General features: G+C 70.8%; 13 protein-coding genes. 9 read left to right on the top strand and 4 right to left on the bottom strand.

Annotation, left to right across the window (positions count from 1 at the left end; all coding sequences use genetic code 11):
- Nucleotides 1-75: 75 nt before the first annotated feature.
- The gene (locus tag ACQPWU_RS57960; RefSeq protein WP_433435604.1) at nucleotides 76-1,050 is read right to left on the bottom strand and encodes a CapA family protein; all 975 of its coding nucleotides are present in this window, start codon (nucleotides 1,048-1,050) and stop codon (nucleotides 76-78) included.
- Between the two features lie 241 nt (nucleotides 1,051-1,291).
- On the opposite strand from ACQPWU_RS57960, the gene ACQPWU_RS57955 reads away from it, so the two are divergent.
- From ACQPWU_RS57955 to ACQPWU_RS57940, 4 genes are read left to right on the top strand one after another with little or no spacing between them, the layout of a single operon-like run.
- The gene (locus tag ACQPWU_RS57955) at nucleotides 1,292-1,705 is read left to right on the top strand and encodes an Hsp20/alpha crystallin family protein (RefSeq protein ID WP_360685065.1); all 414 of its coding nucleotides are present in this window, start codon (nucleotides 1,292-1,294) and stop codon (nucleotides 1,703-1,705) included.
- A 14-nt stretch (nucleotides 1,706-1,719) separates the two neighbouring features.
- Nucleotides 1,720-2,304: a hypothetical protein gene (locus ACQPWU_RS57950; RefSeq protein WP_433435603.1), complete on the top strand. Its 585-nt coding sequence runs from the start codon at nucleotides 1,720-1,722 to the stop codon at nucleotides 2,302-2,304.
- Nucleotides 2,305-2,310: 6 nt separating this feature from the next.
- Nucleotides 2,311-2,673 (top strand): hypothetical protein, encoded by a 363-nt coding sequence (locus ACQPWU_RS57945; protein WP_433435602.1) that lies wholly within the window; start codon nucleotides 2,311-2,313, stop codon nucleotides 2,671-2,673.
- Nucleotides 2,674-2,733: 60 nt separating this feature from the next.
- The gene (locus tag ACQPWU_RS57940) at nucleotides 2,734-2,982 is read left to right on the top strand and encodes a hypothetical protein (protein WP_433435601.1); all 249 of its coding nucleotides are present in this window, start codon (nucleotides 2,734-2,736) and stop codon (nucleotides 2,980-2,982) included.
- A gap of 1 nt (nucleotide 2,983) precedes the next feature.
- Here the strand turns inward: ACQPWU_RS57940 and ACQPWU_RS57935 are convergent, their stop codons facing one another.
- Nucleotides 2,984-4,096 (bottom strand): serine hydrolase domain-containing protein, encoded by a 1,113-nt coding sequence (locus ACQPWU_RS57935; RefSeq protein ID WP_433435600.1) that lies wholly within the window; start codon nucleotides 4,094-4,096, stop codon nucleotides 2,984-2,986.
- Between the two features lie 204 nt (nucleotides 4,097-4,300).
- Here ACQPWU_RS57935 and ACQPWU_RS57930 point away from each other — a divergent pair, with 204 nt between their 5' ends.
- Nucleotides 4,301-5,920 carry a PQQ-binding-like beta-propeller repeat protein gene (locus ACQPWU_RS57930; RefSeq protein WP_433435599.1) on the top strand — a complete coding sequence of 540 codons (1,620 nt, stop codon included), beginning with the start codon at nucleotides 4,301-4,303 and terminating at the stop codon, nucleotides 5,918-5,920.
- A gap of 50 nt (nucleotides 5,921-5,970) precedes the next feature.
- Complete coding sequence (locus ACQPWU_RS57925) at nucleotides 5,971-6,708, top strand: GNAT family N-acetyltransferase (RefSeq protein ID WP_433435598.1); 738 nt, start codon at nucleotides 5,971-5,973, stop codon at nucleotides 6,706-6,708.
- Nucleotides 6,709-6,771: 63 nt separating this feature from the next.
- Here the strand turns inward: ACQPWU_RS57925 and ACQPWU_RS57920 are convergent, their stop codons facing one another.
- Both ACQPWU_RS57920 and ACQPWU_RS57915 read right to left on the bottom strand, forming a co-directional pair.
- Nucleotides 6,772-7,662 (bottom strand): sigma-70 family RNA polymerase sigma factor, encoded by an 891-nt coding sequence (locus ACQPWU_RS57920; protein WP_433445558.1) that lies wholly within the window; start codon nucleotides 7,660-7,662, stop codon nucleotides 6,772-6,774.
- 181 nt (nucleotides 7,663-7,843) lie between these two features.
- Nucleotides 7,844-9,061: a S1C family serine protease gene (locus ACQPWU_RS57915; RefSeq protein WP_433435597.1), complete on the bottom strand. Its 1,218-nt coding sequence runs from the start codon at nucleotides 9,059-9,061 to the stop codon at nucleotides 7,844-7,846.
- Between the two features lie 244 nt (nucleotides 9,062-9,305).
- On the opposite strand from ACQPWU_RS57915, the gene ACQPWU_RS57910 reads away from it, so the two are divergent.
- Genes ACQPWU_RS57910 through ACQPWU_RS57900 form a run of 3 tightly spaced genes read left to right on the top strand, consistent with a single transcriptional unit; the run spans nucleotide 9,306 to nucleotide 12,867 of the window.
- Nucleotides 9,306-10,718 carry an MFS transporter gene (locus ACQPWU_RS57910; protein ID WP_433435596.1) on the top strand — a complete coding sequence of 471 codons (1,413 nt, stop codon included), beginning with the start codon at nucleotides 9,306-9,308 and terminating at the stop codon, nucleotides 10,716-10,718.
- Between the two features lie 43 nt (nucleotides 10,719-10,761).
- On the top strand, nucleotides 10,762-12,183 hold the full coding sequence (locus ACQPWU_RS57905) for a serine hydrolase domain-containing protein (RefSeq protein WP_433435595.1): 1,422 nt from the start codon (nucleotides 10,762-10,764) through the stop codon (nucleotides 12,181-12,183).
- 57 nt (nucleotides 12,184-12,240) lie between these two features.
- Nucleotides 12,241-12,867, top strand: a complete 627-nt coding sequence (locus ACQPWU_RS57900) for a dihydrofolate reductase family protein (RefSeq protein WP_433435594.1) — start codon at nucleotides 12,241-12,243, stop codon at nucleotides 12,865-12,867.
- Nucleotides 12,868-12,987: the final 120 nt, after the last annotated feature.

Below are 12,987 nucleotides of genomic sequence, written 5' to 3'. Positions count from 1 at the left end.
GACTCCACCTTATGGTCACTTTCAGCAATTGACCGAGTACTGTAGGTGAGTGGCGCGTCTTCCCAAATGCGCAGGTCACTCCGCCGATGGCCGGAGATCGACGGTGAGCGTGCCCGCCTCATGCCGGACCTCGGTGCCGAGGTCGGCGCAGGCGTTGGCGAAGCGGTGGCGGATCCAGCCGGACTCGGCTTCGTCCGCCATCCTGGTGCGGCAGTAGTCGAGCGCTATGGGCACGGCGCTCAGCCGTACCGGACCGTGCTCGTCCAGGGTGACCAGGAAGATCAGCCCGAGGTCGTTGCGTAGCTCGGGATCCACGATGTAGTCGTCGATGAAGTCGCCCATGTCGTACAGGACCGGCCCGGCCACCCCGTGGAAGACGTGCGCGGAGTGTCCGGCCACCAGGGTCGCTCCCGCGCCCACCAGCGCCTTGGCCGAGCGGCGGACGTGGGTGACGGGTGCGGCGGTCATGTTCGGGCCCCAGTGGACACAGACGAGGACGGCGTCGCCGCTCATGCTCCTGATCGTGTTCGTGAGGCGGTCCGGCACCCCGGTGCCCAGGTCTGCGTACGCGACGCCGGGCCTGCGCTCGGTGGCCGCGAACTCGGAGGGATGGTCGGTGACGCCCAGCACCGAAAGGCGCATGCCCCCTGCCTCCAGCACGGCGGGCTCCCACGCCTGGTCGAGGTCGGCGCCCGCGCCCACAGTGCGGATGCCGACGGCCGCCAGGTGGTCCAGGGTGTCCAGGAGGGCGTCCTGGCCGTAGTCGAGCGCGTGGTTGTTGGCCAGCGTGACCGCGTGCACGCCCAGCTCCGCCAGCATCGCCGCGGTCTGGGGCGGAGCCCGGAAGTGGAACGGCTTGCGCAACGGGTCCCACTGCCGGCCACGGTCCGATACGCAGCATTCGAGGTTGAGCAGGACGAGGTCGGCCCGGGCGAGCACCGCGCGCACACCCGTGTCGAAGAAGTGAGCCGGATCAGCGGTCAGTTCGAGCCGGTCGGCGACGCCGCGCCCGAGCATCGTGTCACCGGCCAGCGCCAGCGTGACCGTCATCGCGGGCTCCCCCGATGCCGTCGCGTTCCCTCGGTCATATCTGTCCAGCTTCCCTGCCGGGTGGCTTCGACACCCACTCTGGCCTGCGACGGAACCGTTCACGGGACGAGTTTGCGGGTATTGGCGCGGGTAAGGACGGGATGAATCTGGATGAGGGGGGCGAGGGCGCCCCTCACGGCCCGGGGGTGAGAAAGCAGTGACTTTGCCGATAAGGCGTAATCGCGGAACGGCGCAGACGGGCGTGCCCTGGCAGAGACGGGCGTGGGATCCCTTCACGGAGTTCCAGCAGTTGTGGGATCAGATGGGGCGGCTGTTCGAGCAGGGCGCCGAGACCGACGTCGCCGCCTGGCGGCCGGTGGCGGAGACCGAGGAGACCTCGGACGCCTACGTCGTACGCGCCGAGCTTCCCGGCATCAGGCGGGAGGACATCAACGTCGAGGTCAACGACAGCGAGCTCTGCGTGTCCGGGGAGATCAACGAGGAGGAGAAGGGCAACATGCTGCGGCGGCGCACCGGCCGGTTCGTCTACCGGACGGTCCTGCCCAGCGACGCCGACACCGAGCACATCGGCGGCGAGCTGGCCGACGGCATCCTGACCGTGCGCGTGCCCAAGACCGAGAAGGGCCGCGCCCGGCGCATCGAGATCAAGGGCTGACACGGGGGAGGCGCATGGCCGGCACGCAGGCCTTCTGGATCGCCGCCACGCGAGGGCATGACGGCGAGGACCAGGGCAACGCGCAGGAACGTTACGGCGAAGAGCTGCGCAAGTGGAGGCACGCGTTCGAGGCCGTGGACGGTGAACCGGCCGCGGGCGGCGTCACGCTGGACCCGCTGCACTTCGCGCTGGGCGCGTGGGAGGTGGCCACGCGCCCGGTGGCGGAGCACGCGTACGTACGCCGCCATCCGCGGGTGCTGGACGCGACCTGCCACCGGCCCGAGGAGGCGGCGGGGCTGCTCGCTGTGGTCGAGCTCGCGGCCCCTCCCCAGGTCGGGCTGCCCACGGGGTGGTGGACCTGGCAGCGCCAGGAGCCGACGTACGTGCCGCCGCCGTACGAGCGGCCGACCGCGCTGAGCACACTGGAGCTCCGGGTGCCCCTGCCGGTGGACCGCCTGCCCACGCCCACCCACGCGCGGGCCGAGGGGCTGCCGAACCTCGACGACGCGCAGGCCTCGCTCGAAGCGCTCCTTGCCGAGCTCAACGCCGTGGTCAACCCGTTCCTGCACGAGCTGGACGAAGCCGATCCGGCGAGGTGATTCAGGATGAAGAGGCGAGACAACGATCCCGAGGACGAGTTCTTCGCTCCCGTACTGCGTGAGCCGCCGCCTCCCGAGGAGATCAGCCCCTCCGGAGTGGTGAGCGACACCGGCGTGCCCGACGTGCCCGGAGGCGGCCACGGGGAGTGGCCGAAGTCGCCGCAGCCCTCCAGCCGGCTCAGCGTGCGCCTGCTGGCCGCCGCGCTCGGGCTGCTCGCCGGGGTGGTCCTGACCGTGCTGGCCCTGCTGGCCGGGCAGCCGCTCCTGGCCATCCCGCCGGCCGTCGTGGCGCTGGCGGCGGCCGTGTACCTCGTGGGGTTCAGCGTGCGGCGAACGCGTTCCGACGGAGGCCCGCCGACCTTCGGGTGAATAGGGCGGCTATCTGGGTAAACGCCCTGCTGAAGTCCAGTCCGGGGTAGAGGAGCGGATATGTCTCTCATCGATTACGAATGCGTTCGCCAGCTGCTGCAGTCGGAGCACGCCGACGCCACGCTGGTGTACGTCCGTGGTGAGTGCGTGGTCCTGCCCGCGAGCGAGGTGGACGACGCGCACAAGGTGCTGGTCATCGCGCGCCGTGACGAGATCGCGGCCCGGCTGCCGGAGGGTGAGCTGTCCGACCAGGCCCTGGAGGACCTGGCGACCCGGCTGGACAACGTCGCCCGCGATTTGGGCGACTGATCTACTTTCCGGCGCACAGGGCGCTGTCGAGGGCGGCGTTGACGCGTTCCGCGGAGGTCAGCGAGGTGGGCAGAGCGGTCACGGCGACCGTGGCCGCGCGGCCGTCCTCGGTGATGCCGTTGCGGGTCTCGAAGCCGTCGATGTCGCCGCCGTGGCCCCACGCGTAACCCCCGCAGCTCAGCGGGAACTTGATCAGCCCGAGCCCGTAACGCCAGCCCTTCGTCAGCGCGGGGGCCTCGACCGTCTGCTTCATCTGCCGGAGCTGCGCCGGCTTGAGCAGCTTGCCGTCCATCAGCCCGACGAGGAAGCGGTTGACGTCATCGGGGGTGGCGACGAGCTCCCCGGCCGCCCATCCCCATGACGGGTCCAGGTTCGTGACGTCCATCGGGGGCTCGCCGGGCTTCTTGACCGCGTACCCCTTGGGGTGCGGCCCGCGGATGACCTGCTCGCCGAGCGCGGGCCAGTAGGTGTCGCGCAGCCCGAGCGGCTCGATGATCCGGTCCGTGATCACCTCGCCGATCGGCCGCCCGGTGACCTTCTGGACGAGCAGGCCGAGCACGGTATAGCCGGTGTTGCTGTACTCCCAGCTCTTGCCGGGCGCGAACGACGGCTTGTGCGCCAGCGCCAGGTCCAGCGTCTCCCTGGGCTCCATGTACTTGTGCTGGAGCTCGGAGATCGGCGGGATGTACTTGGTGTAGTTCGGCAGGCCGCTGGTGTGCTGGAGCAGCCGGCGGACGGTGATCTTGCGGCCGTCGTTGCCGTTGCCGCGGATGAGTTTGGGCAGGTACTTCTCGATCGGCGCGTCCAGCTCGACCTTGCCCTCGCCGGCGAGCTGCAGGACGATCACGCTGGTGAACATCTTGGTGGCGCTGCCGATCCGCGCCCGCGCGTCGGCCGGGATCTCCGCCTCGGTCTCCAGGTCCGCCACACCCGCGGTGTAGCTCCGGGTCTTCCCGTCAGCGTCACGTACGGTGGCGAACGCCCCGGGGAAATCGGGGACCAGCTTGTTCAGATCCGCCTGTACGGGGTCCGCGGGAGCCTGGGCGTACGCCGGGGCGGCCAGCCCGGCGGCGGTGGCCAGCGCCGAGATCATGAGGGTGAGGGGCTTCTTCATGGGAGTTCTCCGTGCTTGGCGGGGCGTTTCCGACACCACCAAGCCTGTCGGTCAGGGCCCTCCTTGATCGATCCCGTGCACTGGAAAGCCGGGGTAGGGCTGGCACTACCCCTTCCCGTTCTCCAGACAGTGCAGGGGACGGCCGATGACCCGATTGTTATCCGGCCGTGGAACCAGATTGTCAGAAAGTGCGTTGCACAAGTCGTGCGGAAGGGATGGTTAGGGGCGGGGGTCGCCCTGGCTGGGACAGGCGCGGCGGGATGGGGGTACTTCCTGCGGCGCCCGTTGCCCGTCGAGCTGCCGATCCTGATCAACCTCGGGCTCCTGCTGGCGCTCGGGCTGCTGATCTGGCTGGTGATCGACCTGATCCGGCTGGCGCGTGCGACGGCTCGCGCGGAGGGGGACGACACCGGGCTGGCCGAGGCGCAGGTCACCGTGCGCGTACGGGCCATCGCGGTGGCCTTCGTCGCCGTACCACTGGCTCTGTACGGGATCGGGCGGGTACGGCAGACGTTCGCAGGAGGGCTGCCGGAGTACGGCGAGATCCTCTTCGGCACGGGCCTCGTGGCCGCCACGGCCGGCATCGTGCTCATGGCGGCGGTCGTGCCCGACTTCAGGGTCAAGCCCTTCGCGGGCATGGGTACCGGGCTGGCCGCCACGGCGGCGGTGCTGGCGGCGATGTCGCTCGCCGGCGCCACGCTGCCGGTCGAGGCCGTCACCGCAGGCGAGAGCGTCCTTCCTGAGGCGGCCGTGGCCGGGACGGTGAGCAGGCTCGCCTGGCGCTGGAACGTGCCGGACGGCACTCCCGCCAGGCAGGTGGCGGTCGCCGGCGGCAACGCGCTGGTGAGGACCGGCGACGGCGTCGTGGCGCTGGACACCCGTACGGGCCGCGAGCGCTGGCACTACCGCAGGCCCGCCGCGGCGGCCACCGGTTTCGAGGTCGCCCCCGACGGGAGCGTCATGGTGCTCACCTTCGGCCAGGAAATGGGTGAGGAGCAGACCAGGGGGCGCACGGTGGTGCTGGACGCCCGCACCGGCGAAGTGCGGGCCGAGCACGCCGGGCGGCCGTTCGCGGACACCGATCCGGCCTCGCACGGCCTCGTCGGGATCTCCCGCGACGGCACGATGATCGGAAGAGACCCTGCGGATCCCGCGAAGCATGTCTGGGAGCGTCCCGTGCGGAAGGGCTGCCACATCGACCGACGGCTGGTGAAACCGTATGCGGTGCTGCGTGACGTCGTCGCCGTGGTGTCCGACTGCGGTGAGGAGACCGAGGTGACCGGCCTCGACCCCGCCGACGGCGCCGAGGTGTGGCGGCACGAGAGCGAGAGGTCGGGCTACGTCGAGATCATCCCCTCCCACGATCTGAGCGCTGTGCGGCTGCGGATCGCGGACGAGACGGACCTGGTGCTGGACCAGAAGACGGGGAAGGCGGTCAAGGCCGTCACCGGGAGCGAGGCCACGCTCGACCGCTTCGTCGCCGACGGCCACGTGCTCCCGCGCGCGGAGAACCGCTCGGAGCCGTACGCCACCGGCGGGGCGAGGACCGCCCCGAGGCCGGACCAGGGCGATCATCCCGACTGGGGGAGCGGGTTCGTTCCGCTGAAGGACGGCGTGCTCGTGGCGGAGGTGACGGCGACCGGCCAGACCTCCATGACGGTCACGGCACACGTCATGCCCTGGAACGCGGCGGGCGGCACGGACATCCCGTTCGGGATGGACGTCAACGGGAACACGCGCGAAAACCGGTTCACGCTGCTCCCCGCCGCAGGGGCCGTCGTCGTCGCCCTCAGCGCGAGCGCCACGATCGTCGGCCTCACCTGAGGGCCGGTAGGGTGACGTCGTCGTTCGGCCGTTCGAGGAGAGGAGCGCGCTTGCTGGGCGCCGAGGTACACGCCTATCTCAGGTCGGCGGCAGGTGATCGGGTTGTCCGGTCCGGGCCGTTCCTGATGCGGTTCGACGAGCATGTCGACGCGCTCCCGTTCAACTACGCCATCCCCGACGACGACGCCGCGCCGACGGCGGACGAGGTCGCCGCGCTGATCGCGGCGTTCCGGGGGCGGGCCAGGACGCCCCGGCTCGAGTACGTGCCGCAGGTGGCCCCGAAGGTGGAAGACGCCCTGCTCGAGGCCGGTTTCACCGCGGAGGGCCGCTACCCGCTGCTGGTCTGCCGGCCGGACGAGGTGGTGGACGCACCGGTTGATGTACGGGTCGCGCTCGTGACCGACGATGCCAGTCTCTGGCACGTCGCGCGGGTGATGAACGAGGCGTTCGAGGCGCCTGAGGCCACCGAGCACGACGTCGCCCGGCTCCGGCGGGTCCTGGACGGCGGCGGCCTGGTCGCGGCCGCCGTGGATGGCGACGAAGTCGTCGGCGCAGGGCAGCTCGGCCGCCCGCACCAAGGGGTCGCCGAGGTGGCGGGCATCGCGGTGCAGGCCTCGCACCGGCGACGCGGCATCGCGGGCGCGGTCACTGCGCTGCTGACTCACGAGGGCGCGGCTGCCGGGATCATGACCCCGTTCCTCACGCCCGCCGACGACGGCGCCGCACGGGTTTACGCCCGCGTCGGCTACCGGAAGGTGGGCGAGGCCCTCCACATCTCCCTCCGCTGAAGCGGGGCCGCCCTCTGGAACAGCCGCCTCCCTTGTCCTCACCCCGCAAAGGGACGCCGACGGTCAGTCGGCCGGTGTGGTCAGGGCGAGGCCGGCGATGCGGTCGGGGTCGGAGAGGATGTCCAGGGCGGCGATCCTGCCGTCCGTGACGATGAAGCTCAGCACCGACCGGGGCTCCCCGTTCAGCATGCCGACGAACCCCACAACCCCGTTCACCAGCACCGGCTCCGCCGTGTAGGTGGTGCTGAACCGCTTGAAGTTGGCCATCTGCCCGGCCACGGCCGCGGCGCCGTTGATCGTCCACATGCCGCCCTTCGCCACGGCTCCCGCGTCCACGCGCATCACCACGTCGGGATCGAGGAGGGCGAGGAGCGCCTCGAAGTCGCCGCCACGCGCCGCGGCCAGGAAGGCGTCCACGACCCGGCGCTGCCGGCTCGGGTCGGGATCCGGCGACGGCACCGTCCCCCGCACGCGCTGGCGCGCCCGGCTGGCGAGCTTCTTGGCCGTGGCCGGGGTGCGGTCCACGATCGGGGCGATCTGCTCGAACGGCACCGCGAACATGTCGTGCAGCACGAACGCCAACCGCTCCGCGGGGCTCAGTGACTCCAGCACCACGAGCAGCGCGAGTCCCACCGCGTCGGCGACCAGCACCTGCTGCTCGGGATCGCCTCCGTCCTCGCCGCTGATGACCGGGTCCGGCAGCCGCTGCTCCAGCGGGTCCTCACGCCGCGAGGTCCGCGTGCGGAGCATGTCCAGGCATACCCGGCCGACGACCGTGGTCAGCCAGCCGCCCAGGTTGTCGATCTCACCCGAGTCCGTACGGCTGAGCCGCAGCCACGCCTCCTGCACGGCGTCGTCAGCCTCGGCGAGCGAGCCGAGCATCCGGTAGGCCACCGCCTTGAGATGGCTGCGGTGTTCCTCGAATCGGCCGGCCAGAAAGTCGTTGGCGTCCACGGTCACATCCTCGATCGGGCTCATACCTCAATGACGGAACAAGCCCCTCAATGGTGACCGAAAGGGGCCCGCGACCCGCGAGGCGTGCTCCGCGCAGCGCAGTGGTCGAGCGCGCGGCCACGTAAAGGCCGTGCGCCGGAAGCCGTGGCGGCTCCCGGCGCTCGACGTGGACGGCGGAACGCTACTTCTTCTCCTCCATGGTCACCGTCACGGAGCTCGTCTTCCCGTCCCGCTGGTACGTGACCTGCACCTGCTGGCCGATCTTGAACCCGCGGACCTGCCCGACGACCGTGTCACCGCCCTGGACGGCCGTGTTGCCGATCTTGGTGATCAGGTCGCCCTGCTTCAACCCGGCCTTCTCCGCCGGGCTGCCCGCGGTCACCTGGCGGATCAGCGCGCCGGGCACGTCGCCGGTGGCGTCGGTGACGCTCACTCCGAGGAACGCGTGGCTCACCTTCCCCTTGCTGATGAGCTGCTCGGAGACCTGCTTGGCGGTGTTCACCGGGATCGCGAAGCCGAGGTTGACCCCGTCGGCGGCGACCGCGCTGTTGATGCCGACCAGCTCGCCGGCGGCGTTGACCAGGGCGCCGCCCGAGTTGCCGGGGTTGATCGCCGCGTCCGTCTGGATCATGCCGCCGAGCGTGGTCGTCTCGGATGCCTGCCCCTGCTGCCCCCAGCCCGGCGGGAGCTGCTGGTCCTGGCCGCCGCTCCCAGCGGTCACCGTACGGTCGAGCGCGCTGATGATGCCCGACGTCACCGTTCCGTCCAGTCCGAGCGGGCTGCCGATCGCCAGGACGTCGTCCCCCACCTTGAGCTGGTCGCTGTCGCCCAGCGTGGCCTTGGCCAGCCCCGACACACCCGCCGCCCTGATGACGGCGAGGTCGGTGGCCGGGTCGGTGCCGACCACGCTCGCCTTGGCCGTCTTGCCGTCGCTGAACTTCACCGTCAACTGGTCACCCTGCCCGGCCACGACGTGGTTGTTGGTCAGGATCAGCCCGTCCTCCGACAGCACCACGCCGGACCCCTCGGCGTTCTGCCCCTGGATCATCACCACCGACGGCTGCACCTTCTCCGCCACCTGCGCGACCGTGAGCTGCCCCGAGGCCGTGCGGAAGACCGGGCTCGCCACGGTCGTGGTGACGGTCGGCGCCGGGCGCGCGCCTTCCGCCACGTACGCGCCCACGGCCCCGCCCCCGAGCGCCGCCGCCGTCAACGCCGTCACGGCGGCCAGCGCGAGCCCGGCGATCGCCTTGCGCGTGAGCACGAACCCCGCCCGCCGTGGCGGAGGGGGCGGCGGCAGCACCGGCCCCGGCCGGGTGAAGGTCCCGGCTGTGGGCGGCTTGTCACCGAACTGGCTCCAGCCGCCGGCGTTGTCCTCGCGAGGCGCGTTCGCGTCCATGTCATCTCCTAGAGTCCCGATGACACCAGAGTGACGAAGGACGAGTAAGTCCTGCTTAAGGCGAAGATCCCCTCGCCCGGCGCCCCCTGACACCGGCCTTATCGCCGCAGGCAGCACCGACGCGCACCGGCCAGAAGTTTCTCATCGTGGCCGTCCATCCATGGGTGCCTTGCGCACAGCAGACTCTCATGCGTACGCTGTTCGCACAACGAGAGCGATGTACGCACACTGTGGAAGGTTTCCGATGTATACAAGTTCGCGCCGCTGGCTGATCCTGGTGGTGTTGTGCCTCAGCACGCTCGTGCTGGTGATCGACAACATGGTGCTCTCCGTGGCGAACCCGCCGCTGACCGCCGATCTGGGCGCGAGCGCGCAGGACGTTCAGTGGATCCTGGACTCGTACATCCTGGTCTTCGCCGGGCTGCTGCTGACGGCCGGCAGCCTGTCCGACCGGTACGGCAGGCGCCGCGTGATGGTCATCGGGCTGGCGCTGTTCGGCGTGGCCTCGCTGGCGGCCGCCTATGCCACCGACCCGGTGCTGCTGATCGCCGCCCGCACGGTGATGGGCGTCGGCGGCGCGCTGATCATGCCGAGCACCTTGTCGATCCTGATCACCGTGTTCGACGAGCGGGAGCGGCGCAAGGCGATGGCCGCCTGGAGCGCGGTCGCCATGGTCGGCCTGGTCGGCGGGCCGGTGCTGGGCGGAGCGCTGATCGCGTGGTTCTGGTGGGGCGCGGTCTTCCTGATCAACGTGCCGATCGCGGCGCTGGCGATCGTCGCCTCCCTGGTGCTCATGCCCGAGTCCAAGGGGCCGCAGACCAGGCCGGACCCGGTCGGCGCGGTCCTGTCGGTGGCCGGCATGTCGGCCCTGGTCTGGACGATCATCGAGCTGCCGCACGGACTGTCCGTGCCCGCGCCGGCCGTGGCCGTCGTCGCGCTCGCCGGGTTCGTGGTCTGGGAGCTGCGTACGCCGTACCCGATGGTCCCGCTCCGCCTGTTCCGCAACCGCACCTTCAGCGGCGGCAGCTTCTCGCTCACCCTCGTGCAGATCGGCAACGGCGGCCTGCTGCTGGTGCTCACCCAGTACCCGCAGTACGTCCTCGGCTACACGCCCACCGAGGCGGGCCTGGCCTTCATCCCGATGGCCGTCGCCTCGCTGGCCTGCAACACCCTGGGCGCCGCCCTCGGCTCGAAGATCGGTAACCGGACGCTGATCGTCACCGGGTTCGCCGTGAGCGCGGCCGGATTCGTGCTGCTGAGCACCATGGACCCGTCGAGCGGCCTCGTCACCGCGGCCTCGGCGCTGCTCCTGATGGGGGCGGGCGGCGGCCTGGCCATGCCCGCGGCGGTCTCGGCCCTCATGGGCACGATCCCGGCCGAGCACGCCGGCGTCGGCTCCGCGCTGAACGACACCATCCAGCAGGCCGGAGCGGCGCTGGGCATCGCCGTCCTGGGCAGCGTGCTGGCGAGCGCCTACACCGCGGCCATGCCCGCGACCGCTCCGGACGCGGCCCGGCTCTCGATCGGGAACGCGCTCAGCCTTGCGACGCAGGGATCGCGCGGGCCGCCCGCGACGCCTTCACCACGGCCATGTCCTCAGCCTTCCTCATCAGCGCCGCCGGCGTGGTGGCGGCCGCCGTACTGGCGCTGCTGGTGATGCCCAAGAAGACCGCCCTTTCCTGACCTCGAGGAGAAAGATCATGAACGCGAACTGGAACGCCACGGGCGACTGGGGAACGCTGAACTCGACCGGGCGGAGCTTCTACCCCGAGCGCTGGCAGCACCGCCTCGACGAGCTGCGCGCCGCCCACCACGTGCCGGGTGCGACCCTGGCCGTGCTGACCGGCGGGCAGGTCTACGAGCTGGCCAGCGGCGTGCTCCACCGGGGCACCGGCGTGGCGGCGACCCCCGACTCGGTGTTCCTGTCCGGCTCGATCGCCAAGGTCTACACCGCGACGCTGGTGATGCAGCTGGTCGGCGACGGGAAGCTGGACCTCGACGCGCCGGTGGTGGACGTGCTGCCGGAGTTCGCCACCCCTGACGAGGCGGCGACCAGGGCGATCACCGTGCGTCAGTTGCTCAGCCACACCGGCGGGGTCACCAACGACTTCACCTACGACTCGGGCCGCGGAGACGACTGCCTGGCCGAGTATGTCAAGGCCGCCCGGGATGTGGCCCTGGACTGCCCGCCGGGGACGGCGGTCTCTTACGGCGGCCTCGGTTACGTCGTCCTGGGCCGCCTCGTCGAGGTGCTGACCGGCAAGACCTGGGACCAGGCGCTCAAGGACATGATCTTCGCCCCGCTCGGGCTGGAGCGTTCGGTGACGTTGCCGGAGGAGGCGCTGCGGTTCCAGGTGGCGATGAGCCACCTGGGCGAGCCGGGCCAGGACCCCGACCCGGCGCCGGTCTGGGACATGATGCCGCGCTCGGCGGGCCCGTACGGCAGGATCATCACCTCATCGGGTGACCTCGTCCGCTTCGCCCGGATGCACCTGGCCGGGGGCCTGGCCCCCGACGGCGCACGCGTCGTTACCGCCGACGCGGTGGCGGCCATGCAGCGGCACGAGGTGGACGTACCGGACAAGTGGACCGTGAGCGCGGACGGCTGGGGCCTGGGCTGGACCCTGTACGACTGGGATGGCGTGTTCGGCTACGGCCATGACGGCGCCGCCATCGGGCAGTACGCCTACCTGCGCGTCATTCCCGAAGCAGGCGTGGCCGTGGCGCTGATGACCAACGGGGGCGGGGCCAGGCAGCTGTACGCCGCCCTGTTCCGCGAGCTGCTCGACGAGCTGGCCGGCGTGCGCATGCCGGAGCCGTTCGGCCCGCCGGCCGATCCGCCCGCGGTGGACATGACGCCGTACGTGGGCACGTACAAGCGCGAGGGCGTCGTCATCACCGTCACCCCCGACCGGATCCGGTACGAGTTCGTGGACGGCATGAAGGACCTGTCCCCGCCGCTGGAGGCGGAGCTGACCGCGGTCACGGAGACGGTGTTCGCCGCCTCCGGCGCCGGCCCGTCGTTCAGCGAGGACTACATGCCCGTGGTCTTCTCGACCCTGCCCAACGGAACCCTGGTGTGCTATGTCGGCATGCGCGCAACGCCGAAGATCTCCGGCTGAGGTTGTCGATTCCGGCCCGGCTCGTCCCTCGTGGTGAATGAGGGAAGGAGAAACCACATGCGGAAGCTGACGGTGACCACGTTCGTCTCGCTGGACGGCGTCATGCAGGGGCCGGGCGGGCCCGACGAGGACCGCGACGGCGGGTTCGAGCACGGCGGCTGGACCGTGCCCCACTTCGACCAGCACCTCATGGGGGTGATGACGGCGCTGGTCGAGCGGGGCGACGCGCTGCTGCTCGGGCGCAGGACGTACGAGATCTTCGCCGCCGCCTGGCCCCTGGCCCCCGCCGACGACCCGATCGGGGCGAAGCTGAACAGCATGCCCAAGTACGTCGCCTCGCGGACCCTGGACCGCGTGGCCTGGCAGAACTCGACGCTGCTCGCCGGCGACGCCGCTGAGGCGGTGGCCGAGCTCAAGCGGGGAGGGGGCGGCGAGATCCAGGTCCACGGCAGCGGCAACCTCGTGCAGACGCTCGTCGAGCACGACCTGGTCGACGAGTTCCATCTGCTGGTCTTCCCGGTGCTCCTCGGCTCCGGCAAGCGACTCTTCGCCGAGGGCACCATCCCCGCCGGGCTCCGGCTCGTCGACAGCGCGACGTCGGGCTCGGGTGTCATCGAGGCCACGTACGAGCGACAAGGGAAGGTCGAGTACGGCGAGATGGGCCCGGAGACCGGCAACTGGTGACCGCTCCCTATGAGCGGGTGAACTCCGGGCGCAGGCCGCGGGCACGCACCTCCGCGGCCGACGGACTTACTACTGCATTGTCTAGCTGTTACAGCAATAACCGAAATATCTGAATGAAGC

It is taken from the genome of Nonomuraea sp. CA-141351 (genome assembly GCF_050944675.1).
GTDB lineage: Bacteria > Actinomycetota > Actinomycetes > Streptosporangiales > Streptosporangiaceae > Nonomuraea.
This window is presented reverse-complemented; position numbering and strand designations above follow the sequence as displayed.

Bases quoted from the DNA above. Each gene is read 5' to 3' on its own strand.
- ACQPWU_RS57960 (WP_433435604.1), bottom strand. From the start codon at position 1,050: ATGACGGTCACGCTGGCGCTGGCCGGTGACACGATGCTCGGGCGCGGC.
- ACQPWU_RS57950 (WP_433435603.1), top strand. From the start codon at position 1,720: ATGGCCGGCACGCAGGCCTTCTGGATCGCCGCCACGCGAGGGCATGAC.
- ACQPWU_RS57945 (WP_433435602.1), top strand. From the start codon at position 2,311: ATGAAGAGGCGAGACAACGATCCCGAGGACGAGTTCTTCGCTCCCGTA.
- ACQPWU_RS57940 (WP_433435601.1), top strand. From the start codon at position 2,734: ATGTCTCTCATCGATTACGAATGCGTTCGCCAGCTGCTGCAGTCGGAG.
- ACQPWU_RS57935 (WP_433435600.1), bottom strand. From the start codon at position 4,096: ATGAAGAAGCCCCTCACCCTCATGATCTCGGCGCTGGCCACCGCCGCC.
- ACQPWU_RS57915 (WP_433435597.1), bottom strand. From the start codon at position 9,061: ATGGACGCGAACGCGCCTCGCGAGGACAACGCCGGCGGCTGGAGCCAG.
- ACQPWU_RS57910 (WP_433435596.1), top strand. From the start codon at position 9,306: ATGTATACAAGTTCGCGCCGCTGGCTGATCCTGGTGGTGTTGTGCCTC.
- ACQPWU_RS57905 (WP_433435595.1), top strand. From the start codon at position 10,762: ATGAACGCGAACTGGAACGCCACGGGCGACTGGGGAACGCTGAACTCG.
- ACQPWU_RS57900 (WP_433435594.1), top strand. From the start codon at position 12,241: ATGCGGAAGCTGACGGTGACCACGTTCGTCTCGCTGGACGGCGTCATG.